This is a genomic window from Actinoplanes sp. URMC 104 (genome assembly GCF_051386375.1).
GTDB lineage: Bacteria > Actinomycetota > Actinomycetes > Mycobacteriales > Micromonosporaceae > Actinoplanes.
On the sequence record NZ_JBPQTO010000002.1, the window covers coordinates 2,081,100 to 2,106,459 of the forward strand.

Genomic DNA, 25,360 nt, shown 5'->3' on the forward strand with positions numbered 1-25,360 from the left:
GTCAGACGGTTGTTCGCGCGAACAACGGAGGATCCCGTGGCCCGCTTCCGATCCCGCACGGCCGGCGCCCTCGTCGCGCTGGCCGCCCTGCCCCTTGCGGTCGCCCCACCGGCCGCCGCCGCCGACACCCCCGACTACACGATCACGGTGGACCCCGCCGCCACCGGCGCGGCGATCGGCGACGCGATGTACGGCGTCTTCTTCGAGGACATCAACTACGCGGCCGACGGCGGCCTGTACGCCGAACTGGTCCGCAACCGCTCCTTCGAGTTCCAGGCCGCGGACAATCGGGCCTACACCGGGCTGACCGGCTGGACCGCGACCGGCGCCGCGACAACCGTCGACGACGAGGCCCGCCTCAACGAGCGCAACCGCACCTATCTGCGGCTGTCCGGGCCGGGCGGCGTCACCAACGCGGGCTACAACAGCGGCATCGCGGTCGAGAAGGGCGAGCGGTACGACTTCTCGGTGTGGGCGCGCAGCGACACGGCGGCCCCGCTGACGGTTGCGCTGCAGACCGCCGACGGCGCCGCACTCGCGTCCCCGATCAGGATCAGCGTCGGGAACGACACCTGGACGAAGTACGCGGGCACGCTGCGAGCCACCGGCACCAGCGACGCCGGGCGCCTGTCGGTGACGACCACCGGCGCCGGCACGCTGCGGCTCGACATGGTCTCGCTGTTCCCGCGGGACACGTACAAGGGACACGGCCTGCGCAGGGACCTGGCCGAGAAGGTGGCCGCGCTGCGCCCCGGCTTCGTGCGGTTCCCGGGCGGCTGCCTGGTCAACACGGGCAGCCACTACGCGTACGACGCCGCCTCGGGCTTCCCGCGCGCCCGGTCGTACCAGTGGAAGGACACCGTCGGGCCGGTGGAGACGCGGGCCACCAACGCCAACTTCTGGGGCTACAACCAGAGCTACGGGCTCGGCTACTACGAGTATTTCCAGTTCTCCGAGGACATCGGCGCCGCTCCCCTGCCGGTCGTGCCCGCGCTGGTGACCGGCTGCGGGCAGAACCGCGCCACCGACGACCCGGCGCTGCTGCAGCGGCACATCCAGGACACGCTCGACCTGATCGAGTTCGCGAACGGCCCCGCCACCTCCACGTGGGGCAGGCTGCGGGCGCAGATGGGCCACCCGAAGCCGTTCGGCCTGACCATGGTGGCCGTCGGCAACGAGGAGAACCTGCCCGAGGAGTACTTCGCGAACTTCCTGAAGTTCCGCGCGGCGATCAAGGCCAAGTACCCCGCGATCACGGTGATCAGCAACTCGGGGCCGGACGACCAGGGCGCGACCTTCGAGAACCTGTGGGCCAAGAACCGGGCCGCGGGCACCGACATGGTCGACGAGCACTACTACAACAGCCCGAATTGGTTCCTGCAGAACAACGAGCGGTACGACTCGTACGACCGCAGTGGCCCGAAGGTCTTCCTCGGCGAGTACGCCTCGCAGGACGCCAAGTTCTTCAACTCGCTGGCCGAGGCGGCGTACATGACGGGTCTCGAACGCAACGCCGACGTGGTCAGGATGGCCTCGTACGCGCCGCTGTTCGCCAACATCGACAACGTGCAGTGGCGGCCGGACCTGATCTGGTTCGACAACGACGAGTCGTGGGGCTCGACCAGCTACCAGGTGCAGAAGCTGTTCATGAACAACGTCGGCGACCGCGTGGTGCCCACGAAGCTGGCCGGCGGCCGGGTCGTGCAGCCGCAGCCGATCACCGGCCGCGTCGGGTTCTCGACCTGGCGTACGGCCGCCCGCTACGACGACCTGAAGGTCACCACGCCCGACGGCACCGTGCTGCTCCAGGACGACTTCGGCGACGGCAACGCGGACGGCTGGACCTCGCCGGCCAACCGCGGCACGTGGACGGTCACCGACGGCGCGTACGCGCAGACCGACCTCGCCGCGGAGGACACGATGGTGGCGGCGGCCACGAACATCACCGCGACCGACTACGACATCTCGGTGAAGGCGACCAAGACCGCCGGCGCCGAGGGCTTCCTCATCCCGTTCGGGATCAAGGACTCCGGCACCTGGTACTGGTGGAACCTCGGCGGCTGGAACAACACCCAGGGCGCGGTCGAGAAGGCCACCGGCGGCGCCGCCAAGGAACAGCTGCTCACCCGGCCCGACACGGTCAACACCGGGCAGACGTACGACCTGAGGATCGAGGTGCGCGGCACCAAGGTGACGCTGATCCGCGACGGCGAGGTGTGGGGCAGCTTCGACGACGACAACGTCGTCGAGCCGTTCGCCCAGGTCGTCACCCGCGACCTGCGGACCGGCGAGCTGATCGTCAAGGTCGTCAACGCCGCTGCCGAACCGGCGTCGGCCAGGATCGACCTCGGCGACCTCCGGGTCGCCTCGACGGGACGCATGACCGTCCTCGCCGGAGACCCGGGCGAGCAGAACACCCGGTCCGCCGAGCCGATCCAGCCCGTCACCACCACGGTCCGCGGCCTCGGCTCCACCTTCACCCGCGAGTTCCCCGCGAGCTCGGTCACCTTCCTCCGACTGGAGACCCGATGAAGAGGCGCACACTGCTCGGAACCGCCGCCGGCGCGGGGATTGCCGGGCTCGCCGGAGCCGGCGCGGCCGAGGCCGCCGTGCCCCGCACCGACGCCGAGATCTACGGCGTCCCCACCGTCCAGCCGCTGGTCAGGCAGCGGGCCGACCCGTTCATCACGCCGCGAACCAACGGCATGTACTACTTCACCGGCTCGGTGCCCGAGTACGACCGGATCGCCCTGCGGGGAGCCTCCACGCTGGCCGGGCTGACCGGCGCCACCGAGACCGTGATCTGGCGGCGCCCGGCGAGCGGCAGGATGGCCGGGCACATCTGGGCGCCCGAGCTGCACCGCATCGACGGCCGCTGGTACGTGTACTTCGCGGCCGGCGACTCCGACGACGTGTTCCGGATCCGCACGTACGTGCTGGAGTCCCCGCTGGCCGACCCGCTCGACGCCAGCGGCTGGCAGCTCAAGACCCAGCTCAGGACGGAGTGGGACGGGTTCACGCTGGACGCGACGACGTTCGCGCACCGGGGCCGCCGCTATCTGGTGTGGGCCCAGAGCGAGCCGGAGATCGCGGTCAACACCAGCCTCTACATCGCCCGGATGGGCACGCCCTGGTCGCTGGCCACCAAGCCCACCCGGATCACCACGCCCACCCGTGACTGGGAGATCCAGGGCTTCCGCGTCAACGAGGGGCCGGCCGTGCTGATCCGCAACGGGCGCGTGTTCCTGACGTTCTCGGCCAGCGCCACCGACGCGCGGTACTGCATGGGGCTGCTCACCGCGGACGCGGACGCCGACCTGCTGCGCCGCGAGTCGTGGGTGAAGACGCCGGACCCGGTGTTCGTGACCAGCGCCGAGACTTCGCGCTACGGGCCCGGGCACAACTCGTTCACGGTGGCCGAGGACGGCCGCACGGACGTGCTGGTCTACCACGCCCGCGACTACCGCGACATCACCGGCGACCCGCTGTACGACCCCAACCGGCACGCGCGCGTGCAGCGGCTCTACTGGCATCCGGACGGCACCCCGCTGTTCGGCGTGCCGGTGGGCGACGGCGGCCCGATCGTGCGGATCTCCCCCGCGGACCGCCCGGACGACTTCGTACGCCATGCCGCCGACGGCGCGATCGTCGTGCAGCGCGCGCCGCGCGACCTGGCCGCCACCCAGTTCCGCTTCGAGGCGCAGGACGACGGCACGGAGGTGATCCGCTCGGTCGATCACCCCGCCTCGTACGTCGGGAGTGACCTGCGGCTCGGCCCGGCGCCGGTGAAGGTCCGGCGGGAGACCGTCCGCACGGGTCTCCAGCTGCGCGTGGAGGGCGGCGGATACCTGCGGGTCTCGAGCTCCACGGTCTCCGTCGGCTCGACCGGGACAGTCCTGCGGCTGAGCTGACGGCACGCCCGCGGACGCGTTCGCCCCCACCGCGTACGCGGGCCAACCGGAAAGGAAACGGCCCGGCTGCATCGCAGCCGGGCCGTTTCACTTGTCTGTCCTGCGGCTTACTCCTCGGAGGTCGCCGCACCCAGGTCGGCGGGAACCGCGTCGGGCACCGAGACTCCCCGGTCGGCGCCGCGGAAGACCAGCTTGGACTTCTCGACGTTGTCCGGGTCGCCCTCGCAGTCCACCACGACGATCTGGCCGGGGCGCAGCTCGTTGAAGAGGATCTGCTCGGAGAGGGTGTCCTCGAGGTCGCGCTGGATCGTGCGGCGCAGCGGCCGGGCGCCCAGCACCGGGTCGAAGCCCTTCTTCGCCAGGTACTTCTTGGCGTTCTCAGTCAGCTCGAGGCCCATGTCCTTGTTCTTGAGCTGGCCCTCGATCCGGGAGGTGAAGATGTCGACGATCTGCAGGATCTCTTCCTGGCGGAGCTGGTGGAAGACGATCGTGTCGTCGATGCGGTTGAGGAACTCCGGGCGGAAGTGCTGCTTCAGCTCGTCGTTGACCTTGACCTTCATCCGGTCGTAGTTGCTCTCGACGTCCTCCGAGGCCTGGAAGCCCAGGGAGACCGCCTTGGCAACGTCGCGGGTGCCGAGGTTGGTGGTGAGGATGATGACCGTGTTCTTGAAGTCCACGATCCGGCCCTGACCGTCGGTCAGGCGGCCGTCCTCGAGGATCTGCAGGAGCGTGTTGAAGACGTCCGGGTGGGCCTTCTCGATCTCGTCGAACAGGACCACGGAGAACGGCTTGCGGCGCACCTTCTCGGTGAGCTGGCCACCCTCGTCGTAACCGACGTAGCCGGGAGGGGCACCGACGAGGCGGGACACCGTGTACCGGTCGTGGAACTCGGACATGTCGAGCTGGATCAGCGCGTCTTCCGAGCCGAACAGGAACTCCGCGAGCGCCTTGGAGAGCTCGGTCTTACCGACACCGGACGGGCCGGCGAAGATGAACGAGCCGGACGGGCGCTTCGGGTCCTTGAGGCCGGCCCGCGTGCGCCGGATCGCCTTGGAGACGGCCTTGACCGCGTCCTCCTGGCCGATGACCCGCTTGTGCAGCTCATCCTCCATGCGGAGCAGCCGGGAGGTCTCCTCCTCGGTGAGCTTGTAGACCGGGATGCCGGTCCAGTTGCCCAGTACCTCGGCGATCTGCTCGTCGTCGACCTCGGACACGACGTCGAGGTCGCCGGCCTTCCACTCCTTCTCCCGCTGCGCCTTCTGGCCCAGCAGCTGCTTCTCCTTGTCGCGCAGCTGCGCGGCCCGCTCGAAGTCCTGCGCGTCGATCGCGGACTCCTTGTCGCGGCGCACCTGGGCGATGCGCTCGTCGAAGTCACGCAGGTCCGGCGGCGCGGTCATCCGGCGGATGCGCATCCGGGCGCCGGCCTCGTCGATCAGGTCGATCGCCTTGTCCGGCAGGAAGCGGTCGGAGATGTACCGGTCGGCCAGCGTCGCGGCCGCGACCAGTGCCGCGTCGGTGATGCTGATCCGGTGGTGGGCCTCGTAGCGGTCGCGCAGGCCCTTGAGAATCTCGATGGTGTGCGCCAGCGACGGCTCGCCGACCTGGATGGGCTGGAAGCGGCGCTCGAGAGCGGCGTCCTTCTCCAGGTGCTTGCGGTACTCGTCGAGAGTGGTGGCGCCGATGGTCTGCAGCTCGCCACGGGCCAGCATCGGCTTGAGGATGCTCGCCGCGTCGATCGCTCCCTCGGCGGCACCCGCACCGACCAGGGTGTGGATCTCGTCGATGAACAGGATGATGTCGCCCCGGGTGCGGATCTCCTTGAGCACCTTCTTGAGGCGCTCCTCGAAGTCACCGCGGTAGCGGGAGCCGGCGACCAGCGCACCGAGGTCGAGCGTGTAGAGCTGCTTGTCCTTGAGCGTCTCGGGCACCTCGCCCTTGACGATCGACTGGGACAGGCCCTCGACGACCGCGGTCTTGCCGACGCCCGGCTCGCCGATGAGCACGGGGTTGTTCTTGGTGCGGCGGGACAGCACCTGCATGACCCGCTCGATCTCCTTCTCGCGCCCGATGACCGGGTCGAGCTTGCCCTCGCGGGCGGCCTGGGTCAGGTTGCGCCCGAACTGGTCGAGCACCAGGCTCGTCGACGGGGCGGCCTCGCCCGCGGCGGCGCCGGCGGCGGCCGGCTCCTTGCCCTGGTAGCCGGAGAGCAGCTGGATGACCTGCTGGCGGACCCGGTTGAGGTCGGCGCCGAGCTTCACGAGCACCTGGGCGGCGACGCCCTCGCCCTCGCGGATCAGGCCGAGCAGGATGTGCTCGGTGCCGATGTAGTTGTGGCCGAGCTGCAGCGCCTCACGCAGCGACAGCTCGAGAACCTTCTTGGCTCGGGGCGTGAACGGGATGTGCCCGCTCGGCGCCTGCTGGCCCTGGCCGATGATCTCCTCGACCTGCTGCCGCACTCCCTCGAGGGAGATGCCGAGGCTCTCCAGAGCCTTGGCCGCGACGCCCTCACCCTCATGGATCAGGCCGAGCAGGATGTGCTCGGTCCCGATGTAGTTGTGGTTGAGCATCCGGGCCTCTTCTTGGGCCAGGACGACAACCCGTCGCGCTCGGTCGGTGAACCGCTCGAACATGCCCTCGTGCTCCTCACGTGCCGTGCGCCAATGGACTGGCGGGGCCAGCGCACGGGCATCGGTGATACCCGTACAGACAACTCTATCGCCGCCGGGTGGTCTTGCTGGGTCCTCACGGCCCCTCGAAACCGTCCGCAACGTTGATAGAGCCAACTTCGCACGCTCAACCGCTGTTCCCCCAGCGGAACGGCTACGCGGACAGCGAAATCCGGTTCCCGGCGTCCACAGCCTGTGGACAACGTTGTCCCCACCTGTGGATAACTCTACGCGCGCGACCGGGAACGCAGCGAAAAAGCAGCGGGCCCGCCACACGGTCGCGTGGCGGGCCCTGCTGCGTCGGTCGGGCGGCGATCAGTTGCGTCCCGGCCCCTTGGCGTGGAACTCGTCGACGATCTCCTGCGGGATGCGGCCCCGGTCGGAGATGTCCTTGCCGGACTTCTTGGCCCACTCCCGGATCGCCTTGTTCTGCTCCCGGTCGGCGGTGGCGCCGCCCCGGCCGCGGGCGGCCCGGCCACCCACGACCACCCCGCCGCGGGCGACCTTGGCGCCGGCCACCACGTAGGGCTCGAAGAGCTCCCGCAATTTGGCGGCGTTCTTCTCCGAGAGGTCGATCTCGTACTGAATGCCGTCGAGCGCGAACTTCACCGTCTCGTCGGCGTCGCCTCCGTCGATGTCATCGACCAGCTTGTGAATGATCTGCTTGGCCACGCGCCGCAATCCTCCCGAACACAGGTTCTCCCCGAAGCAACGCACAGACAATAACGCGCACGCGGCGTCGTACGTCAATGGCGGTAGAAACATTTCGGCAACGGATTGCTCGGCGGTGCTTACTCCGGCCGTACGAGCGGGAAGAGGATCGTTTCCCGAATGCCCAGCCCGGTCAGCGCCATCAGAAGCCGGTCGATTCCCATTCCCATGCCCCCGGTCGGCGGCATTCCGTACTCCATGGCGCGCAGGAAATCCTCGTCCAGCTGCATCGCCTCGGGATCGCCGCCGGCGGCCAGCAACGACTGCGCCACCAGCCGATCGCGCTGCACGACCGGGTCGACGAGCTCGGAATAGGCGGTCGCCAGTTCGAAGCCCATGACGTAGAGGTCCCACTTCTCGGTCAGACCCGGCGTTTCGCGGTGCGCGCGGGTCAGCGGAGCGGTCTCTTCGGGATAATCCCGCACAAATGTCGGCGCCTGCAGCGTGTGCTGCACCAGGTGCTCGAACAGCTCCTCGGCGAGCTTGCCGGGGCCCCACTTCGGGTCGACCGACAGGTCGTGCTTTTCCGCATACCGCTGGAGTTGCACGATATCGGTGCCGGGCGTGACTTCTTCGCCGAGCGCGGCCGAGAGCGAACCATAGAGAGTCACCGACGCCCACTCGCCACCGAGATCCAACTCGGTGCCGTCGAAGTGCGTCACGATGTGTGATCCGGCGACCGCGAAGGCGGCTTCCTGAATCCACTCGCGCACCTGCTGTTGCATGACGTTGTAGTCCGCGTACGCCTGGTAGGCCTCGAGCATCGCGAACTCCGGCGAGTGCGTCGAGTCCATACCCTCATTGCGGAAGTTCCGGTTGATCTCGAAGACGCGCTCGATGCCGCCGACGACGGCCCGCTTCAAAAACAGTTCCGGCGCGATCCGCAGATAGAGATCAGTGTCGAGAGCGTTGCTGTGCGTCACAAAAGGCCGGGCCGTCGCGCCGCCGTGCAGCAACTGCAGCATTGGCGTTTCGACCTCGAGGAAATCGCGGCGGAACAGCGACTCGCGCAGGCTGCGCACGACCGTCGCCCGGGTGCGGACGGTGTCGCGCGCCTGGGGGCGCACGATCAGGTCGACGTAGCGCTGGCGGACCCGGGTCTCCTCGGAGAGCGGCTTGTGCGCCACCGGGAGCGGCCGCAGCGCCTTGGCGCTCATCGCCCACGAGCCGGCCAGCACGGAGAGCTCACCGCGGCGGCTGGTGATCACCTCACCGGTGACCGACACGAGGTCGCCCAGGTCGACGAGCTGCTTCCAGTCCGTCAGGCGCTGCTCGCCGACCTTGTCGAGCGAGAGCATCGCCTGGATCTCGGTGCCGTCGCCGTCGCGCAGGGTTGCGAAGCACAGCTTGCCGCCGTTGCGCACGAAGATCACGCGGCCGGTCACCGAGACCTGGTCGCCGGTCGCGGTGTCGGTGGGCAGCTCGGCGTACTGCTCGCGGACCTGCTTGAGTGTGGTCGTCCGCGCGACGGTCACCGGGTAGGGGGACACCCCTTCGGTGAGCATCCGGTCCCGCTTCGACCGGCGGACCCGCATCTGCTCGGGAAGGTCCTCGGCGGGGTCTGGAACGGCCACATTCTGCTCGGTCACGGCACGACTCTCTGTATGGCTGGTGATGGGCCCTGAAAGCGTACTCAGGGCCCGCCCCGGCCGGAAACGAATACCGGTCAGACGTTGCGCTCGTAGACCATGCGCAGACCGATCAGGGTGATCATCGGCTCGTGCGCGGTGATGGTCTTGCACTCGTCCTTGACCAGCCACGCGAGCCCGCCGGTCGCGATGACCGCGCGCACCGGCCCGATCTCGTCGATCATGCGCGAGACGATCCCGTCGACCTGCCCGGCGAACCCGAAGTACATGCCCGACTGCAGGCACTCCACGGTGTTCTTGCCGATCACCGACCGCGGCCGCGCGGGCTCCACCTTGCGCAGCTGGGCGGCCCGGGCGGCGAGCGCGTCGAACGAGATCTCGATGCCCGGCGCGAACGCCCCGCCGAGGAACTCGCCCCGCTCGCTGATCACGTCGAAGTTGGTGGTCGTGCCGAAGTCCACCACGATCGACGGCCCACCGTAGAGCGCGTGCGCCGCGAGCGTGTTGACGACCCGGTCGGCGCCCACCTCCTTGGGGTTGTCGATGGCGAGCTGCACACCGGTCTTGACGCCCGGCTCGACGATCACGTTGGGCAGGTCGCCGTAGTAGCGCGCCAGCATCGTCCGCAGGCTGCGCAGCGCGGCCGGCACGGTCGAACAGGCGGCGACCCCGGTGATCTCCACGGCGTCGCCGGCCAGCAGCCCGCGGAACATCAGGCCGAGCTCGTCGGCGGTGGAGCGGGCGTCGGTCTTGATGCGCCAGTTGTGCACCAGCTTGTCGCCGTCGAAGGTGGCCAGCACGGTGTTCGTGTTGCCGATGTCGATGCAGAGCAGCACGGCGGGGGCTCCAAGGGTTCAGTTCGGGGTGTCGGCGGTGTGCGCGAGCCGCGTCGTTCCATCGTGTCAGTCAGGCCGGGCAGACCCCGCCCGCCCTGGGGGCTGGCCAACCATACGCCGCCGCCCGGGCGCAAATCCGAGTTCTCCACAGGCCGGAGATGAGGGGTTGTCCACAGCCAGAAGCTGACGGGTTGCGCGCGGAAACCGGCGGCGGTGCCGGCCATCCACAGAGCGAAGCTGACGGGTTGCGCGCGGAAAACCGGCGGCGGTGCCGGCCATCCACAGAGCGAAGCTGACGGGTTACGGGCGCAGAAGACCAGCGGCGGTGCCGGCCATCCACAGAGCGAAGCTGACGGGTTGCGCGCGGAAGACCAGCGGCGGTGCCGGCCATCCGCGGAGTCGAGCCGGCTGAGGGCGGCCGGAGTGAAGGCCGTCCACAGAGCCGAGCCGGCACGGTCATCCACAGGACGGACGTCCGCACAGCGGAGAGCCCGACACAGCGGCCGCCCCGCGGAGGCGGGGCAGCTGACGACGGGAGCTAGCGGGCGCGCAGGTCCATCGCGATGTCCAGGATCGGGGACGAGTGCGTCAGGCCGCCGACCGAGAGGTAGTCGACGCCGGTTGCCGCGTACTCGGCGACGTTCTCGAGGCGCAGGTTGCCGGTGGCCTCGAGCTCGGCCCGGTCGCCCACCTCGGCGACGACCTCGCGCAGCCGGTCGGGCGGCATGTTGTCGCAGAGCAGGAACGTGGCGCCCGCCTCGACGGCCTCGACCGCCTCGGCGACGGTGGTGACCTCGACCTGGACGGCCACCTCGGGGAACTTCTCGCGCACCAGGCGGTAGGCCGCGGTGATGCTGCCGGCGGCGAGCTTGTGGTTGTCCTTGATCATGGCGACGTCGTAGAGGCCCATGCGCTTGTTGGTGCCGCCCCCGACGCGTACGGCGTATTTCTCGAGGTAGCGCAGGCCGGGCGTGGTCTTGCGGGTGTCGAGCACGGTCGCCTTGGTGCCGGCCAGCGCGTCGGCCCAGCGGCGCGTGTGGGTGGCCACCCCGGACATGCGGCTGAGCAGGTTGAGCGCCGTGCGCTCGCCGGTGAGCAGCGCCCGGGTGGGGCCGGTGACCACGGCCAGCACGTCGCCGCGGGTCACCCGGTCACCCTCGGCCACCCGCTGCTCGAAGGTCGCCGTGTGGCCCGAGGTGTCGTTGAAGACGACCGCGGCGACCGGCAGCCCGGCCACCACGCCGTCGGCGCGGGCGACCAGCTCGGCGGTGTCGACCTGGTCGGCCGGGATCGTCGCCTCGCTGGTCACGTCGTGCGGCGGCGAGCCGAGGTCCTCCGCCAGCGCGGTGCGGACGACGAGTTCCACCTCGGCGACGTCGAGCTCGTTCATGGTTCCCCCTGTGGTCAGGCCATCTCTTCGAAGGACTGGTGCAACCGGGTGCGGTCGAGGGTGTGCAGCAGATGGCCGCGCCACTCGTCCTCGGCGACCGGGAAGTCCTCACGCCAGTGGCAGCCGCGCGTCTCGCGGCGGGTGCGCGCGGCCGCGACCAGCACCGTCGCGACCGTGAGCAGGTTCGTCGCCTCCCAGGCGGCGTTGCGGGGGGTGTCGCGCTGCTCGGCGAGGCGGGCCAGCTCCTTGGCGGTGGCGCCCAGCGAGTCGGCCGAGCGCAGCACGCCGGCCCCGTGGGTCATCGACCGCTGCAGCTCGGCGCGCACGGACGGGGAGACGACCCAGCCGTCGGCGGCAGAAGAATCAGCGGGGTCGGCCTGTGGGGGCAGGTCGCGGGCGATGTCGTCGGCGATGCGCCGGGCGAAGACCAGGCCCTCGAGCAGCGAGTTGCTGGCCAGGCGGTTCGCGCCGTGCACGCCCGTGCAGGCGACCTCGCCGCAGGCGTAGAGGCCGGGGATGCTCGTGCGGCCGTGCAGGTCGGTGCGTACGCCCCCGGACGCGTAGTGGGCCGCGGGCGCGACCGGGATCAGCTCGGCGGCCGGATCGATGCCGGCCGCGCGGGTGGACGCGACGATGGTCGGGAAGCGCTGCTCGAGGAACTCCCGGCCGAGGTGGCGCGCGTCGAGGTAGACGTGGTCGGCGCCGGTCTGCAGCAGCACCCGGTGGATGCCCTTGGCGACCACGTCGCGCGGGGCCAGCTCGGCGAGCTCGTGCTGCCCGACCATGAACCGGACGCCGGACTCGTCGACCAGGTGGGCGCCCTCGCCGCGCAGCGCCTCGGAGATCAGCGGCCGCTGCACCGACGTGATGCCGGCGCTGACGAACGACGTGGGGTGGAACTGCACGAACTCGACGTCGGTGACGACCGCGCCGGCCCGCAGCGCCAGCGCCACGCCGTCGCCGGTGGAGACCGACGGGTTGGTGGTGGAGGCGTAGATCTGGCCCATGCCGCCGGTGGCCAGCACGACCGCGCGGGCCAGGATGGCGCCCACGCCGTCCTCGCTGCCCTCGCCCAGCACGTGCAGCGTGATGCCGCAGGCCCGGCCGTCGGGGGCGCGCAGCAGGTCGAGCACCAGCGCGTGCTCGACCAGGCGGATCCACGGGTCGCGGCGGACCGCCTCGTGCAGGGCGCGCTGCACCTCGGCGCCGGTCGCGTCGCCGCCCGCGTGCACGATGCGGTCGGCGCGGTGGCCGCCCTCGCGGGTGAGCATGAGCGACCCGTCGGCGTTGCGGTCGAAGGCGGCGCCGAGCCGGATCAGTTCCCGTACGCGGGCAGGCCCCTCCTCGACGAGCACGCGCACCGCGGCCGGGTCGCACAGCCCGACGCCGGCGATCTCGGTGTCGTTCGCGTGGGCGGCTGGGGTGTCGAGCGGGTCGAGCACCGCGGCGATGCCGCCCTGGGCCCACCGGGTCGACCCGTCGTCGATGTTGACCTTGGTGACGACGGTGACGTGCAGGCCCTGCTCGCGCAGGTGGAGCGCGGCGGTCAGCCCGGCCACGCCGGAGCCCACGACGAGCACGTCGGTGGTCTCGCTCCAGCCGGGCTCGGGGGCGGCGAGCCGGCGGGGCAGCTCCGGAAGGTCGGCGACATCCATTTGCTCAGTACACCCCGCGGGTACGACAGTTTCCCGCCGGGGGCGGACATTCGTGGTCACCGTTACTTGTACTGCACCGGCAGGCTCTTGATGCCCTTGCCCTTGAGCGACGACGTCAGCTCCACGCCGTCCAGCCACAGGTAGCAGCGCACCCCGCGGTCGCCCTGCGCCCAGACGTCCGCGCCCCCGGGCAGCGACACCACGCCCGTACGGTATTGCAGGTCGGCGTCCTTGGGCACACCGACGTAGTCCGCGATCAGGGCGCGGCAGCCGTCGTGGAACTTCGCCCAGGTGGCGTCGTCGTCGGGGTAGTCGAGGTCCTTGGCGAACCACACCCCCGCGAACTCGCCGTTGTGCTTGGCCGCGCAGCTCACCTCGGGCATCGTCGCGATCGCGCCGTTGCCGTCCATCTGGATCGCGTAGCAGCCGAGCAGCAGGTCGGAGGTGCCGGCGGCGAGCGCGTCACGCAGACTGCTGTCCCGCTGCACCAGGCCGCCGTCGTCCTCGACCGAGTTCAGCTCGAGCACCTCGCAGCGGTACCACCGGGCGCCGCCGCTCCACGCGGCCGCGGTCGGGTGGATGACGCCGATCCAGAGCCGGGCGTTGCGCCACGGACCGCCGACGAACGTGGTGGTCTTCTGGTCGCAGACCGAATAGGCGGCCCGGGCGCCCGCGGAGCCGTCGGCGGGCGGGACGTCGGCGTCCGCGGCCGGCGACTCGTACGTGCCGACGTGCACGGTTTCGGTGCGGTGCTTGGCGGTGCAGTCGACTTCCTCGTACGTGCCGCGCGCCCCGACCGGGTTGAAGTTGGCGGTGTGGCAGGCGCCGGTGTTCGGCTCGAAGCCCGTCGCCGGCGCCATCGCGCCCCAGCCGTTGGTCAGGTCGCCGTCGACGCCCCCCGGCCGCGCGCATCCCGCGGTGAGCAGCACCGTGCCCAGGACGGCGGTGATCCCCAGCCGGAGGCCGAGCCGGTGTCGCATGAACCCACGCCTTCCCCGCGCGCCGCCGATGTCCGGTTTCTGATCATATGGTGGCGGTAGCGGCGGCGTCGGGCTTTTACGCGGCGCGATCCCCCCGCGTCAGGCCACCGGGCATGCCCTCGGCGGCCGCGGCCGGGTCGGCGCCCAGCTCGATGATCCGGTTGGCGGCGTCGACGTGCACGACGCGCGGCTGGTAGGCGCGCGCCTCGGCGTCCTCCATCTGGCCGTACGAGATGAGGATGACCAGGTCGCCGGGGTGCACCAGGTGCGCGGCCGCGCCGTTGATGCCGATCACGCCGCTGCCCCGCTCGCCCGGGATCACGTACGTCTCGAGGCGGGCGCCGTTGGTCACGTCGACGATCGCGACCTGCTCGCCGGGGATCAGGTCGGCCGCCTCGAGCAGGTCGAGGTCGATCGTCACCGAGCCCACGTAGTGCAGGTCGGCCTGGGTCACGGTGGCCCGGTGGATCTTGCTCTTGAGCATGGTGCGGAGCATCAGGCGGCCCTCTCCAGGGTCAGCGGCACGTTGTCGATCAGGCGGGTGGCGCCGACGCGGGCGGCCACCAGCAGCCGGGCGGGGCCGGTGGGCGGCGGATCGCCGAGGTCGGGGCCGGTGAGCGCGAGGTAGTCGACCCGTACGCCCGGCTCCTCGGCAAGGATCTTGTTGGCGGCGGCCAGCACCGCGTCCGGGTCGGTGTGGGTGGCGCCCTCGCGCAGGGCCCGGGAAAGGGCCAGGGCGGCGCGGCGCTCCTCGGCGGACAGGTAGCGGTTGCGGCTCGACAGGGCCAGGCCGTCCGGTTCCCGTACGGTCGGCACGCCCACGATCTCGACGCCGAGCTCGAGGTCCCGCACCATCCGGCGGATCAGCGCGAGCTGCTGGAAGTCCTTCTCGCCGAAGAACGCCACGTCGGCGCGGGTGAGCAGCAGCAGCTTCTCGACGACGGTAAGCATGCCCGCGAAGTGCCCGGGACGGCTGGCGCCCTCGAGAATCTCGCCCAGCGGGCCGGCGTTCATCGTGATCGACGGCGGGCCGCCCGGGTAGACCTCGTCGCGGCCGGGGGCGAAGACCACGTCCACGCCCTCCTCCCGGCACGCCTCGACGTCGGCCTCGAGCGTGCGCGGGTACTTGTCGAAGTCCTCGTTCGGGCCGAACTGCAGCGGGTTCACAAAGATGGTCACGATGACGAAGGGGGCCCGCTCGCGGGCCTCGCGCATGAGCCGGCGGTGGCCCTCGTGCAGCGCGCCCATCGTCATCACGACCGCCGTCCCGGCTGTCCCGCGGATCGCGGCCAGCTCGCGGCGCGTGTGGATCAGGGTGGTCATGCGGCGCTCCCCACTCCGGCACGGGACAGGACGTCGAGCAGCAGAGCAGCGTCCTGCGGGCGCAGGCGGCCTGCGGCGATGGCGCGGTCGGCGGTGCGGCGGGCCAGAGCCAGGTACGCCGGCACGGCCTCGGCCGGCATGCGGTCGAGGTGCTTGCCGACCGTGCCGGCGTCGCCCCGCGAGACCGGACCGGTCAGCGCCGCGTCGCCCAGCCGCAACGCGTTGTCGAGCGCGGCGTGCAGCAGCGGCGACAGGATCCGGGCGGGCTCCGCGATCCCCGCCGCGCGCAGCAGATCGGCGGCCTCGTTGACGAGCGTGACCAGGTGGTTCGCGCCGTGGGCGAGGGCCGCGTGATAGACCGGCCGGGCGTCCTCGGCGACCCACTCGGGCACCCCGCCGAGGTCGGCCACGAGCCGGGCGGCGAAGACCCGGTCGGCCGTGGTGACGCCCCAGGCGATGCCGGGCAGGCGCTCGAGGTCGGAGTCCGCGCCCGTGAAGGTCATCGCCGGGTGCAGGGCCATGCCCTCGACGTCGCCCAGCACGTCGAGGCCGTGGGCGCCCGAGGTGTGCGCCACCTTCTGCCCGGGGCGCAGCGCGCCGGTGGCGGCCAGCCCCGAGACGACGCCGGCGAGCGCGTCGTCGGGCACGGCCAGCAGCAGCAGGTGCTCGGCGGCGCGGGCGACCTCGTCGGCGGGCAGGATGGCGGCGCCGGGCAGCAGGCGGGCGGCCCGCTCGCGGGAGGCGGCCGAGACCGCCGCGGCGGCGACCACGCGGTGGCCGGCGGCGTTCAGTGCGGCGCCCAGGACGGCGCCGACCCGGCCCGCCCCGACGACACCCACGGTCAGGGGCGACGATGCGCTCATATCAGGATCCAGTCCTCAAGTGGGGTACCGGTCGAGCGCAAGTATGCGCTGCCGAAACACGCCCGTGACAAGACCATGTGAACAACCCCATCACCGCTCAGGCCGGTCGTGTCGCAGCCGAGCCCCGACCCCTCCCGCCTGGGGGCGGGCCCAGACCTTACGCCGCCCGCCAAGATCCGCGCGGCGTTGTCCACAGGCGCCCTCCGGCGCTTTCCACAGGCCCGTCCGGCTGTCAGCGGAGGCCTTAGGGTTGCCGGTGTGAAAACGGGCTGGCGTGCCGCGATGCAGTCCGGGCTCTACGGGCCCGGCGGCTTCTTCGTGCGCGCCGGGCAGGGGCCGGCCGATCACTTCCGGACCAGCGTGCACGCCTCGCCGCTGTTCGCCGGCGCGCTGCTGCGGCTCGTCGAGCGGGTCGACGCCGCGCTGGGCCGGCCGAGGACGTTCGACCTGGTCGACGTGGGCGCCGGCCGCGGGGAGCTGCTCGCCGCCCTGCGCCCGCTGCTGCCGGAGCGGGTGCGGCTGACGGCCGTCGAGGTGGCGCCGCGCCCGCCGGGGCTGCCCGGGGGGATCGCGTGGCGACACGACCTGCCGGAGGCCGTGACCGGGCTGCTCGTCGCCACCGAGTGGCTCGACAACGTGCCCCTCGACGTGACCGATCTCGACGACGCCGGGCGGCAGCGCAAGGTGCTGGTCGACCCCGCGACGGGCGCCGAGACGCTGGGCGGGCCGGTGGACGCGGCCGACCTGTTCTGGCTACGGCGCTGGTGGCCGGCGGCGGGGCGGGCGGAGATCGGCTGGCCGCGCGACGCGGCGTGGGCGGACGCCGTTCAGCGGGTGCGGCGCGGGTGTGCGCTCGCGATCGACTACGGGCACCTGCGCGACGAGCGGCCGGCGCTGGGCACGCTGACCGGCTATCGGGGCGGCCGGCAGGTGCAGCCGGTGCCCGACGGGTCCTGCGACGTCACGGCGCACGTGGCGATGGATGCGGTGGCGGCCGCGGCCGGGGTGCCGTACCGCCTGGTCCACCAGCGCGAGGCGCTCCGCGCGCTCGGGGTCGACGGCGCCCGGCCACCGTTGGATCTGGCCCGCAGCGACCCGGCGGGATACGTGCGCGCGCTGGCCGCGGCGGGCTCCGAGGCGGAGCTCATCGAGCCGGGCGGCCTGGGCGGCCACTGGTGGTTGCTGCACACCGTCGATGTCGACCGGCGTGGGAGCATGCTGCTATGAGGGAGATGACGGTCGGGACCGGTGCCGGGCTCGAGACCGCCGACATGGTGCTCAACATCGGCCCGCAGCACCCCTCGACGCACGGTGTGCTGCGGCTCAAGCTCACGCTGGACGGTGAGCGGGTGGTCGCGTGCGAGCCGATCATCGGCTACATGCACCGCGGCGCCGAGAAGCTGTTCGAGGTCCGCGACTACCGGCAGATCCTCATGCTGGCCAACCGGCACGACTGGCTGTCGGCGTTCTCCAACGAGCTGGGCGTGGCGCTCGCCGTCGAGCGGCTGATGGGCATCGAGGTGCCCGAGCGCGCGACCTGGCTGCGGATGGCGCTCGCGGAGCTCAACCGGGTGCTCAACCACCTCATGTTCCTGGGGTCCTACCCGCTCGAGATCGGCGCGATCACGCCGATGTTCTACGCGTTCCGCGAGCGCGAGGCCCTGCAGGCCGTGATGGAGGAGGTCTCCGGCGGCCGCATCCACTACATGTTCAACCGGGTCGGCGGGCTCAAGGAGGAGGTGCCCGCGGGCTGGACCGGGCGGGCGCGCGAGACGATCCGCACGGTCCGCAAGCGACTGCCCGACCTGGACAACCTGATCCGGCGCAACGACATCTTCCTGGCGCGCACGGTCGGGGTGGGCGTGCTGACCGCGGAGCAGGCGGCGGCGTACGGGGCCTCGGGGCCGGTCGCGCGCGCCAGCGGGCTCGACTTCGACCTGCGCCGCGACGAGCCCTATCTGGCGTACGACGAGCTGGACGTGCCCGTCGTGACGCGCACCGCGGGCGACTGCCACTCGCGCTTCGAGGTGCTGCTCGACCAGACGTACGTGTCGCTGGACCTCGCGGAGCAGTGCCTCGACCGGGTCGACCGCACCTCCGGGCCGGTCAACGTGCGGCTGCCCAAGGTGGTCAAGGCGCCGGAGGGGCACACGTACGCGTGGACCGAGAACCCGCTCGGCATCAACGGCTACTACCTGGTGTCCCGCGGCGAGAAGACGCCGTGGCGGATGAAGCTGCGGACCGCCTCGTACGCCAATGTGCAGGCGCTGGCGACGTTGATCCCCGGCTGCCTGGTGCCCGACCTGATCGCGATCCTCGGCTCGATGTTCTTCGTCGTGGGCGACGTCGACAAGTAGGGCCTAGTTGCGGCCGTAGTTCTGCTCGGACGGATAGCCGCCGTACGAGGCGAAGTCGCTGAGCGAGCCGACGTTGGTGTCGTTGGCCGAGGGCCGGTGGCGGCGCGCCTTGTAATTGGGGTCGCCGGTCACGTTGCCGGGCTCGCGGGTCTGCGGGGCGTCGTGGTCGTAGCTGTAGTCGCCCTGCTCGGCGCCGTAGGTCGGGGCGCCGTAGCCGTTGTACTCGTCGGAGTCGAAGTCGCTGCCGTAGGTACTGGCGGGCGCGCCGTAGGTGTTGCCGCTGGCGGGCGAACCGTAGACGCCCGGCGCCTGCGCGTATCCGGTGCTCGCGCCGAGGTCCTCCGGCTCGGAGCGGCCGTACGGGTCGCCGGGGTGCACCGGTGCGGACGCCCGCGGGCCCGGCGGCGGGGGCACCGAGGCGGCTCCGCGCTGCCGGGGCAGCTGCGACGGCGGCGGCACGGCGGCGGCGGCCACCGGCACACCGGCCGAACCCATCGGCACGCCGGCCGAGCCCATCGGCACACCCGCCGAGCCCATCGGCACGCCGGCCGGAGGGACACCAGCCGGTCCCATCGGCACACCGGCAGAGCCCACGGGAACGCCAGCCGAGCCCATCGGGACGCCGGCGGAACCCATGGGGACGCCCGCCGAGCCCACAGGGACGCCGGCGGAACCCATCGGAACGCCCGCCGAGCCCACAGGGACGCCGGCGGAACCCACCGGGACGCCGGCGGAACCCACCGGGACGCCGGCGGAGCCCGTCGGCACACCGGCGGAGGCGACGGGGACGCCGGCCCGGCCGCTGGTGAGCAGACGGGGCGAGCCGGTAGGCGGCGGACCGGCCGGCATGGCGGGCCGCGGCTGGGGGTCGTAGTCGTCTGCCGGGTAATCCTCGGCGGGGTAGTCGTTGGAGAACGGGTCGGGGTAGTTGTCGTCGGCCGCGAACGCGCCGAAGAAGCTCGTCCCCTCCTCGTGCTGCTGGGCCGGCACCGGCACCGGCTGGGGAGCGCCGTAGGTCTGGCCGCCGCCGCCGAACTCGGCGCGCAGCTCGCGACGGACCCGGGCGACCTCGTCGGCCACGCGTTCCTCCACGTCCGCACCGGCCGAAGCGGCGTCGTCGCGCACCAGCACGGACGCGCCGATCAGCGCCACGGCAGCCGCGATGAGCAGCACGGCGAAGCGTGCGGAGTTGGAGTTGTCGCCGAGCAGCACGACCACGACGGCCACGGGGGCGAGCAGCACACCCGCCCAGACGAGGCTGCGGAGCAGACGCGCGTTACTCGCGATCGATTCCCGGTCCGGCATGGGCGCCGATACTACCGAGCCCTCCCGTTCGGGCAAATGTTCGATCCGTACGCCCGAAATGCCGGACTTCAGGGCCGTCGCCCAGGGAAAAGCGAGGTCACCGGCCCGGACGAGGCGCCCGGGCCGGCGGCGGGAAGAGTTCGCGGCTGCGAACTCTTCGGGGCGGGGCGCTACCTCGTGCCGCGGTAGCCGCCGAGGGTGGCGAAGCCGACGATCCAGCCGACGAACAGGCCGTACGCGGCCCCGTTGCCGGCTGCCTGGAAGGCGCTCAGCAGCGACGGGTTGGCCAGGAACAGCGTGGTGAGCAGCGCGGCGAAGCCGCCCGCGAAGATGTAGGACGCCCAGCCGGCGAAGAACTGGCTGATCGTGCCGCGCGCCCGGGCCAGCTGCGAGCCGGGCAGCAGCACCAGGAACAGCGCGGTCAGCACGACCAGCAGGATCGCCTTGAGGTCGCCGACCACGATCTCGCGCAGCGAGTCGCTGGAGTCGAACGACCAGCGGGGCCAGGCGAGCAGCCGCAGCCACCAGCCGCCGGCCGTGTCGGGGTTGGTGTTGTCGCTCGCCCAGTTCGCATACCAGGGGCTGCCGAAGACGAGGACCAATATGAGCGCGGCCAGAGTGCCCGCACCAGGCGCAGATTTGTACCGGTTGCCGAGAGCCATGCGCCGCCTATTTCCCGGAGCGACGCTCAGCTTAAACGACGGCCGTGGATCTAGTGTTTCTGCAGGTAGTCGATGAACGCGGCGCGTAGCAGCGGCTCGTTCTCTCCGTAACCGTGGCCCTCCAGCTCGCGCCAGAGCGCGACCGCCTCGTCGACGGTGGGGCCGATGGAGTTGGGGGCGCCGTCGAGCTGTGAGGCCTCGTCGGCGTCGGGCAGGTGCTTGAGGACCGACCAGAAGAACCCGATGTCACGCCGCTCCCGGGCCTTGGCGAAGGCGCGCTCGCGCAGCTGCTCGGTGGGCAGGGCGTCCAGCTCGGCGAAGCTCGGAGTGGTCATGATTCACAGCATAGGCGGGCGGGCCGGTCAGCGGCTCGTGCCCCAGGGCCCGGCGTCCCAGCGGTCGCCGCGCGCGGTGCTGGTCGCGGGCGACCAGGTCTCGGGCAGGTCGGGCGACCAGTTGCCGCCGGTCGTGGCGGGCGCGGTGTTCCAGTCCGCGGGCCCGGTGACGGGCAGCGGACGACCGTACGTCTCGACGAGCCGGGTGACCACGAGGCCGCCCGCGACGACGCAGCCCGCGATCGCGAACAGCGAGATGTCGAAGGCGCGCCGGTCGGCGTAGTCGAGGAACAGCGTGAGCGCGGCGACCGCGAACAGCGTGCCGAAGATGCCGCCGCGGCGCCCGTACGCGCTGGTGCCGGCGAGCAGGGCCAGGCCGATCGCGATGCCGGTCCACTCCAGGCCGGTGCCCGGCACGACGGGGCCGTCGGACTGGGTGGCGAACAGCACGCCGGCGCCGACCGCGAAGAGCGAGGAGAGAGCCAGCGAGCCGATCACCGGAAACGCCACGACCACGCCGCGGCGGCGGGCCGGGTCGGCGGCGGCGCGCATCGAGCCGAGCCAGCGCCGTACCGGGGTCACCGTGCCCAGCGCGCTGCCCAGCACGGCCAGCAGCGCGAACCCGCCGAACAGGAAGAACGCCTGATCGGTCGGGTCGTAGGTGCCCTGCACGTCGACCGGCACGACGCGCAGCTGGTCATAGACGATCACGCCGAGGGCGGCGGCGAGCGTGGCGGCCCAGCCGGGCACGTGCAGCAGCACGACGAGCAGACCGATCACGATGCCGCCTGCCGCGGCGAAGACGAGCGCCGGCACCACGGCCTGCAGCAGCCCCTGATCGCCCTGTTCCGCGTACTGCAGGGAGGCGCCCAGCGCGATCGGGCCGAGCGCGAGGTTGGGCACGCCGGCCCGCAGGGTGAGGCCCGCGCCGAGCGTCAGCAGGCCGATCGCGGCGCCGGTGGTCAGCAGCGCGTCGAGGGCGGGGCGCTGGAAGCTGTCGGACTCCAGGCGCCAGAGCAGGAAGCCGATCGCGCCGGCGGCGACGAGCAGCACTACCTCCCAGCCGAGGTGGATGCCGAGCCGGTCGCGGCCGTCCTCGTCGGCGTCGGCGCGGCGGAGCACGTCGCCCGTGGTGTCGCCGGTCCCGCCGTCGAGCTCCTCGGCCCGCCGGCGCTGCTCGGCCGCGGCCAGCGTGTTGGCCCGGTAGGCGGACGGATCGGTGGGCGTGGGCTCCTCGCTCTGCCGGCGGTAGGCCGCCTCGTCGTACGCCATCGCCCTGCCTCCTCGTGTGCATCCCGTGCGGGGCACGCCGAGATGTGCCGGGCGCGTGCCCGTGCCCAGAGCATACGGATACGAGTCGGTCTCAGTTCAAGGCCGGAATCCGCACCTGCGGCGGGAGTCAGAGAAGCCCGGTGGGGCGGTCCGAGTCGTCCTCGTCCTTGGAGTCGGGCTGCTCCGGGATGCGGCACGCGCGCTCGAGCCAGAGGGCGGCGCCGACCAGCGCGAGCGCGGAGACCACGCCGCCGACCGCGACGGGCAGGTCGTCGTGCGCGGCTTCGGTGGTCTCCATGGCGAGCCACGCCAGCAGCCCCAGCGAGAAGCCGGTCGAGATCGCGCCGACCAGCGAGGACGCCTTGGCGAGCGCCACGTAGCGGGCGACGGCCAGCGGGTCGACGCGCGGCGCGCCGGGCTTGCGCTGGATGCGGGCCGCCGTGTTCTGCGCCAGCAGGCCCTCGGCGACGGCGAGCACGGCCAGCACGATCACCGGCGACCACGGCAGCTCGGGCAGGGCGGAATAGGAGAAGCTCAGCAGCAGCCAGCCCAGCGCCGCCGCGGCGAGACCCGCGACGATCAGCACCGAGATGCTGGTCGGGCGCATCGACGGATCCGACTTGGGCGCCTGCGGGTTGCTGCTCACGCGGTCGACTCTAGTGCGAGTTCCGGGCGCGGGCGCAGACCGGCGAGGTCGTCCGCCAGGGCGGGGTCACCCAGCAGGGCGGCGATCGGCCCGTGCCCCGGAAGGTCGGCGGCGGGCTCGACGTCCTGCCACGGCCGCAGCACGAAGGCCCGCAGGTGCGCCCGCGGGTGCGGGAGCGTCAGCTCGGGGTCGTCGCTGAGCACGGGCCGGCCGGCGGCGTCCCGGACGGCGATCACGTCGACGTCGAGCGTGCGCGGGCCGAAGCGCCGCTGCGGGTCCCGGACCCGTCCGGCCGCGGCCTCGGCCCGCCGGGCGCGCTCGAGCCAGTCCCGGGGGGACGCGGCGGGGTCCGACACGAGGACGACGGCGTTGAGGTACGCCGGCTGGTCCGCGTCACCCCACGGCGGCGTCTCGTAGACCTCGGAGATGCGCTCGACGCTGCCGCCGAGCGACCGCACGGCCTGCCGCAGGTGGTGCTCGCGGTCGCCCAGGTTGCTGCCGAGGGAGAAGATCGCCCGGGTCATGCCCGGCTCCGGCGCAGCGTGACGGCGACGTCGGCGAACTCCAGCGGGATCGGCGCCTGCGGCTTGTGAACGGTGACCTCGGCCGCGGCGACCCGCCGGTCCTCGAGGCAGGCGGTCAGCAGCCGCTCGGCGAGCGTCTCGATGAGGTTGACCGGCTCGCCGCCGACGATCGCCGCCAGGCGGCCGGCCAGCTCGCCGTAGTGGACGGTGTCGGCCACGTCGTCGCTCGCCGCGGCCGGACCCAGGTCGAGTTCCAGGCGTACGTCTATCAGGAAGTCCTGCCCCTGCTCGCGCTCGAAGTCGAAGACGCCGTGACGGCCGCGCACCCGCAGCCCGGTGAGCGTGATCCGCCCGTCCACCCCGTTCACTCCTTCTCACTCCGCGCGGAGGTCTCGCCCGGCGCTGGGGTCCCGCTCGGCGCGGAACTTTGCAGCCGAGGAGAGCCCGTCGCGCGCCAGACGGCGAGCGCGTCGGCCGTGGCGGCAACGTCGTGCACCCGTACGCCCCAGGCCCCGGCCGCCACCGCGAGGACCGACGTGGCCAGCGTGGCGGCCTCACGCTCCCGGACCGGTCGCGGGGTGCCGTCGGCAGCGGCGAGCAGCCGGCCCAGGTACGTCTTGCGGCTGGCGCCGAACAGCACCGGGTAGCCGAGGCCCACCAGCACGTCGAGGCGGGCGCTCAGGGCCCAGTTGTGCTCGGCGGTCTTGGCGAAGCCCAGCCCCGGATCCAGGATGATCTGTCCGGGGCCGACCCCGGCCGCCAGCGCGTCGTCGACCCGCTGGAGCAGCTCGTCGCGCACCTCGGCGACCACATCGGCGTAGACCGCGAGCTCATTCATGTGCCGGGAGTGCCCGCGCCAGTGCATGAGGACCCACGGGCACCCGGCCTCGGCGGCCACCCGGGCCATGCCGCGGTCGGCGAGACCGCCCGAGACGTCGTTGATCACGGTGGCGCCGGCCTCGAGCGCGGCGGCGGCCACGGCCGCGCGGGTGGTGTCGATGCTGGTCAGTACGCCCGCGCGCGCGAGGCCCTCGATCACCGGCACGACCCGGGCGATCTCGGTGGGGGCGTCCACCCGCTCGGCGCCGGGCCGGGTCGACTCGCCGCCGACGTCCACGATGTCCGCGCCGGCACTGTGCAGTTCGACACCGTGGCGCACCGCCGCCTCCACGTCGGTGTACCGGCCGCCGTCCGAGAAGGAGTCGGGGGTGACATTGAGGACGCCGATCACGACCGGGTGATCCACATGCATCAACGCCGAGGTCGCGACCTGCACATCCGTCCGCTCAGTCGTCACGACAGGAGCGTACGGCGAGCGGGGTTGTCGCACGTGCGTACGATGGTTCGTAACTCATCTCACTCATCGCCATCACCTTGCGTAACGTTTAGGACGCTTGTAGCCAAGAAGTGCGGGCCGTACTCTTCGGAACTAGGCATCATTTGTAGGAACCGCAGAGAGCAGACGAGCATGGCTGTGCCCGAACGGCTCACTCGACGCACAGGGTGGGAAGTAGCACCATATGGGCGGTGCCGTGAGGCTTCACAACTGCAGCGTGCCCGCAACCCCCTAACCGGGCACGGGGAGGTTTGACCGATGATCGCCAGTGAGCTCGCCACGCAGGCAGCGACCGTGCTCGAGCACGTCACGCTCGCCGCGCCCGAACCCAAGGGCATCGACACCAATGGCGTGGTCAAGTTCTTCGCCAGCAACATCGCGCCGATCCTTCTCGCGGTGCTCGGCGTGATCTTCATTGGACGCGCCAGCCGCGGCGAGATCTCCAAGGTGCTGACCAGCTCCGCCATCGCCATCGTGGGCCTGGCGTTCATCGCCGGCGCCGCCACCCTGTTCTTCGTCGGCGACTTCCTCATCGACCTGATCTTCAGCTGAGATGCGGCTCCGCACCGACGACGACATCTACCGGGCGCGCCTCGTCTATCTGGGCCCCCCCGGGTACACCCTGCCCATCCACCTGCCGTACGCGCAGTACGGCATGTTCGTGGCGCTGGTTCCGCTCTTCATGGTCCTGCACTACCTGATGACCTGGGAGTTCGACGCGTTCCCCGCATGGGAGATCGCGCTCGCCATGGTCACGACGTCGTACGTGTTCCGGCATGTCGACCCCGACCGCCCCGCCCGGGTCGTCATCCGGACCGCACTCACCGACTGGCGCCGCACCCGCGAGCCGGCGGTCGAGCGCCGCGATCCGAAGCTCGTCGCGACTCGCATCCGGGTTCGGGAGGAGTTGGTATGACCAGTCCTATCGCATGCTCCCACGGGGCCGGCGCATGACCGGATCTCCTCCGCACGGGCATCCCCGCGCGGATGCCGACACCC

General features: G+C 71.7%; 24 protein-coding genes. 6 read left to right on the forward strand and 18 right to left on the reverse strand.

The features are described 5' to 3' along the window. Nucleotides 1-36: 36 nt before the first annotated feature. Nucleotides 37-2,532, forward strand: a complete 2,496-nt coding sequence (locus ACSNN8_RS10785; RefSeq protein ID WP_436648512.1) for an alpha-L-arabinofuranosidase C-terminal domain-containing protein — start codon at nucleotides 37-39, stop codon at nucleotides 2,530-2,532. Continuing rightward, entirely contained in the window at nucleotides 2,529-3,911 is a 1,383-nt protein-coding gene (locus ACSNN8_RS10790) for a glycoside hydrolase family 43 protein (RefSeq protein WP_436648513.1), read from the forward strand. Before ACSNN8_RS10785 ends, ACSNN8_RS10790 begins: the two co-directional genes overlap by 4 nt. A gap of 107 nt (nucleotides 3,912-4,018) precedes the next feature. Here the strand turns inward: ACSNN8_RS10790 and ACSNN8_RS10795 are convergent, their stop codons facing one another. The 10 genes from ACSNN8_RS10795 to ACSNN8_RS10840 form a co-directional block, all read right to left on the reverse strand. Beyond that, the gene (locus tag ACSNN8_RS10795) at nucleotides 4,019-6,541 is read right to left on the reverse strand and encodes an ATP-dependent Clp protease ATP-binding subunit (protein WP_436648514.1); all 2,523 of its coding nucleotides are present in this window, start codon (nucleotides 6,539-6,541) and stop codon (nucleotides 4,019-4,021) included. 351 nt (nucleotides 6,542-6,892) lie between these two features. Then, nucleotides 6,893-7,249: a histone-like nucleoid-structuring protein Lsr2 gene (locus ACSNN8_RS10800; RefSeq protein WP_436648515.1), complete on the reverse strand. Its 357-nt coding sequence runs from the start codon at nucleotides 7,247-7,249 to the stop codon at nucleotides 6,893-6,895. Nucleotides 7,250-7,368: 119 nt separating this feature from the next. Further along, on the reverse strand, nucleotides 7,369-8,877 hold the full coding sequence (lysS, locus tag ACSNN8_RS10805) for a lysine--tRNA ligase (RefSeq protein ID WP_436649506.1): 1,509 nt from the start codon (nucleotides 8,875-8,877) through the stop codon (nucleotides 7,369-7,371). A gap of 77 nt (nucleotides 8,878-8,954) precedes the next feature. Continuing rightward, nucleotides 8,955-9,713 carry a type III pantothenate kinase gene (locus ACSNN8_RS10810; RefSeq protein WP_436648516.1) on the reverse strand — a complete coding sequence of 253 codons (759 nt, stop codon included), beginning with the start codon at nucleotides 9,711-9,713 and terminating at the stop codon, nucleotides 8,955-8,957. Between the two features lie 538 nt (nucleotides 9,714-10,251). Beyond that, a complete protein-coding gene (gene nadC, locus ACSNN8_RS10815; protein WP_436648517.1) occupies nucleotides 10,252-11,103 on the reverse strand; it encodes a carboxylating nicotinate-nucleotide diphosphorylase in 852 nt (283 codons plus the stop codon). 14 nt (nucleotides 11,104-11,117) lie between these two features. Continuing rightward, nucleotides 11,118-12,758: an L-aspartate oxidase gene (locus ACSNN8_RS10820; protein ID WP_436648518.1), complete on the reverse strand. Its 1,641-nt coding sequence runs from the start codon at nucleotides 12,756-12,758 to the stop codon at nucleotides 11,118-11,120. A 62-nt stretch (nucleotides 12,759-12,820) separates the two neighbouring features. Next, nucleotides 12,821-13,738, reverse strand: coding sequence for a septum formation family protein (locus ACSNN8_RS10825; RefSeq protein ID WP_436648519.1), 918 nt, complete (start codon nucleotides 13,736-13,738; stop codon nucleotides 12,821-12,823). Nucleotides 13,739-13,814: 76 nt separating this feature from the next. Beyond that, nucleotides 13,815-14,234 (reverse strand): aspartate 1-decarboxylase, encoded by a 420-nt coding sequence (panD, locus tag ACSNN8_RS10830; RefSeq protein ID WP_436648520.1) that lies wholly within the window; start codon nucleotides 14,232-14,234, stop codon nucleotides 13,815-13,817. Further along, complete coding sequence (gene panC / locus ACSNN8_RS10835; protein ID WP_436648521.1) at nucleotides 14,234-15,061, reverse strand: pantoate--beta-alanine ligase; 828 nt, start codon at nucleotides 15,059-15,061, stop codon at nucleotides 14,234-14,236. The genes panD and panC overlap by 1 nt, the downstream gene beginning before the upstream one ends. Next, complete coding sequence (locus tag ACSNN8_RS10840; RefSeq protein WP_436648522.1) at nucleotides 15,058-15,924, reverse strand: Rossmann-like and DUF2520 domain-containing protein; 867 nt, start codon at nucleotides 15,922-15,924, stop codon at nucleotides 15,058-15,060. The genes panC and ACSNN8_RS10840 overlap by 4 nt, the downstream gene beginning before the upstream one ends. A gap of 258 nt (nucleotides 15,925-16,182) precedes the next feature. On the opposite strand from ACSNN8_RS10840, the gene ACSNN8_RS10845 reads away from it, so the two are divergent. Together ACSNN8_RS10845 and ACSNN8_RS10850 are read left to right on the forward strand one after the other, a co-directional pair. Then, on the forward strand, nucleotides 16,183-17,151 hold the full coding sequence (locus ACSNN8_RS10845) for an SAM-dependent methyltransferase (RefSeq protein WP_436648523.1): 969 nt from the start codon (nucleotides 16,183-16,185) through the stop codon (nucleotides 17,149-17,151). Beyond that, nucleotides 17,148-18,281: an NADH-quinone oxidoreductase subunit D gene (locus ACSNN8_RS10850; protein ID WP_436648524.1), complete on the forward strand. Its 1,134-nt coding sequence runs from the start codon at nucleotides 17,148-17,150 to the stop codon at nucleotides 18,279-18,281. Before ACSNN8_RS10845 ends, ACSNN8_RS10850 begins: the two co-directional genes overlap by 4 nt. 3 nt (nucleotides 18,282-18,284) lie before the next feature. On the opposite strand, the gene ACSNN8_RS10855 is transcribed toward ACSNN8_RS10850, so the two are convergent. The 8 genes from ACSNN8_RS10855 to folP form a co-directional block, all read right to left on the reverse strand. After that, a complete protein-coding gene (locus ACSNN8_RS10855; protein ID WP_436648525.1) occupies nucleotides 18,285-19,586 on the reverse strand; it encodes a hypothetical protein in 1,302 nt (433 codons plus the stop codon). Between the two features lie 170 nt (nucleotides 19,587-19,756). Further along, on the reverse strand, nucleotides 19,757-20,248 hold the full coding sequence (locus ACSNN8_RS10860; RefSeq protein WP_436648526.1) for a hypothetical protein: 492 nt from the start codon (nucleotides 20,246-20,248) through the stop codon (nucleotides 19,757-19,759). Nucleotides 20,249-20,298: 50 nt separating this feature from the next. Beyond that, nucleotides 20,299-20,583: a hypothetical protein gene (locus tag ACSNN8_RS10865; RefSeq protein ID WP_436648527.1), complete on the reverse strand. Its 285-nt coding sequence runs from the start codon at nucleotides 20,581-20,583 to the stop codon at nucleotides 20,299-20,301. A 27-nt stretch (nucleotides 20,584-20,610) separates the two neighbouring features. Then, nucleotides 20,611-21,855: an ABC transporter permease subunit gene (locus ACSNN8_RS10870; protein ID WP_436648528.1), complete on the reverse strand. Its 1,245-nt coding sequence runs from the start codon at nucleotides 21,853-21,855 to the stop codon at nucleotides 20,611-20,613. Between the two features lie 127 nt (nucleotides 21,856-21,982). After that, nucleotides 21,983-22,462, reverse strand: coding sequence for a DUF3180 domain-containing protein (locus tag ACSNN8_RS10875; RefSeq protein WP_436649508.1), 480 nt, complete (start codon nucleotides 22,460-22,462; stop codon nucleotides 21,983-21,985). A gap of 35 nt (nucleotides 22,463-22,497) precedes the next feature. Continuing rightward, nucleotides 22,498-23,025 carry a 2-amino-4-hydroxy-6-hydroxymethyldihydropteridine diphosphokinase gene (gene folK / locus ACSNN8_RS10880; RefSeq protein ID WP_436648529.1) on the reverse strand — a complete coding sequence of 176 codons (528 nt, stop codon included), beginning with the start codon at nucleotides 23,023-23,025 and terminating at the stop codon, nucleotides 22,498-22,500. Further along, entirely contained in the window at nucleotides 23,022-23,384 is a 363-nt protein-coding gene (gene folB / locus ACSNN8_RS10885) for a dihydroneopterin aldolase (RefSeq protein WP_436648530.1), read from the reverse strand. The genes folK and folB overlap by 4 nt, the downstream gene beginning before the upstream one ends. Nucleotides 23,385-23,389: 5 nt before the next feature. Further along, complete coding sequence (folP, locus tag ACSNN8_RS10890; RefSeq protein WP_436649510.1) at nucleotides 23,390-24,277, reverse strand: dihydropteroate synthase; 888 nt, start codon at nucleotides 24,275-24,277, stop codon at nucleotides 23,390-23,392. A gap of 342 nt (nucleotides 24,278-24,619) precedes the next feature. Between folP and ACSNN8_RS10895 the strand changes: the two genes are divergently transcribed. Together ACSNN8_RS10895 and ACSNN8_RS10900 are read left to right on the forward strand one after the other, a co-directional pair. Further along, the gene (locus ACSNN8_RS10895) at nucleotides 24,620-24,913 is read left to right on the forward strand and encodes a hypothetical protein (RefSeq protein ID WP_436648531.1); all 294 of its coding nucleotides are present in this window, start codon (nucleotides 24,620-24,622) and stop codon (nucleotides 24,911-24,913) included. A 1-nt stretch (nucleotide 24,914) separates the two neighbouring features. Then, nucleotides 24,915-25,277: a hypothetical protein gene (locus tag ACSNN8_RS10900; protein ID WP_436648532.1), complete on the forward strand. Its 363-nt coding sequence runs from the start codon at nucleotides 24,915-24,917 to the stop codon at nucleotides 25,275-25,277. Nucleotides 25,278-25,360: the final 83 nt, after the last annotated feature.

Excerpts from the sequence above, each read along its gene's own strand:
- ACSNN8_RS10790 (WP_436648513.1), top strand. The coding sequence starts at position 2,529 with ATGAAGAGGCGCACACTGCTCGGAACCGCCGCCGGCGCGGGGATTGCC.
- ACSNN8_RS10795 (WP_436648514.1), bottom strand. The coding sequence starts at position 6,541 with ATGTTCGAGCGGTTCACCGACCGAGCGCGACGGGTTGTCGTCCTGGCC.
- nadC (WP_436648517.1), bottom strand. The coding sequence starts at position 11,103 with ATGAACGAGCTCGACGTCGCCGAGGTGGAACTCGTCGTCCGCACCGCG.
- ACSNN8_RS10820 (WP_436648518.1), bottom strand. The coding sequence starts at position 12,758 with ATGGATGTCGCCGACCTTCCGGAGCTGCCCCGCCGGCTCGCCGCCCCC.
- ACSNN8_RS10825 (WP_436648519.1), bottom strand. The coding sequence starts at position 13,738 with ATGCGACACCGGCTCGGCCTCCGGCTGGGGATCACCGCCGTCCTGGGC.
- panD (WP_436648520.1), bottom strand. The coding sequence starts at position 14,234 with ATGCTCCGCACCATGCTCAAGAGCAAGATCCACCGGGCCACCGTGACC.
- panC (WP_436648521.1), bottom strand. The coding sequence starts at position 15,061 with ATGACCACCCTGATCCACACGCGCCGCGAGCTGGCCGCGATCCGCGGG.
- ACSNN8_RS10840 (WP_436648522.1), bottom strand. The coding sequence starts at position 15,924 with ATGAGCGCATCGTCGCCCCTGACCGTGGGTGTCGTCGGGGCGGGCCGG.
- ACSNN8_RS10850 (WP_436648524.1), top strand. The coding sequence starts at position 17,148 with ATGAGGGAGATGACGGTCGGGACCGGTGCCGGGCTCGAGACCGCCGAC.
- ACSNN8_RS10855 (WP_436648525.1), bottom strand. The coding sequence starts at position 19,586 with ATGCCGGACCGGGAATCGATCGCGAGTAACGCGCGTCTGCTCCGCAGC.
- ACSNN8_RS10860 (WP_436648526.1), bottom strand. The coding sequence starts at position 20,248 with ATGGCTCTCGGCAACCGGTACAAATCTGCGCCTGGTGCGGGCACTCTG.
- ACSNN8_RS10865 (WP_436648527.1), bottom strand. The coding sequence starts at position 20,583 with ATGACCACTCCGAGCTTCGCCGAGCTGGACGCCCTGCCCACCGAGCAG.
- ACSNN8_RS10870 (WP_436648528.1), bottom strand. The coding sequence starts at position 21,855 with ATGGCGTACGACGAGGCGGCCTACCGCCGGCAGAGCGAGGAGCCCACG.
- ACSNN8_RS10875 (WP_436649508.1), bottom strand. The coding sequence starts at position 22,462 with ATGCGCCCGACCAGCATCTCGGTGCTGATCGTCGCGGGTCTCGCCGCG.
- folK (WP_436648529.1), bottom strand. The coding sequence starts at position 23,025 with ATGACCCGGGCGATCTTCTCCCTCGGCAGCAACCTGGGCGACCGCGAG.
- folP (WP_436649510.1), bottom strand. The coding sequence starts at position 24,277 with ATGCATGTGGATCACCCGGTCGTGATCGGCGTCCTCAATGTCACCCCC.
- ACSNN8_RS10895 (WP_436648531.1), top strand. The coding sequence starts at position 24,620 with ATGATCGCCAGTGAGCTCGCCACGCAGGCAGCGACCGTGCTCGAGCAC.
- ACSNN8_RS10900 (WP_436648532.1), top strand. The coding sequence starts at position 24,915 with ATGCGGCTCCGCACCGACGACGACATCTACCGGGCGCGCCTCGTCTAT.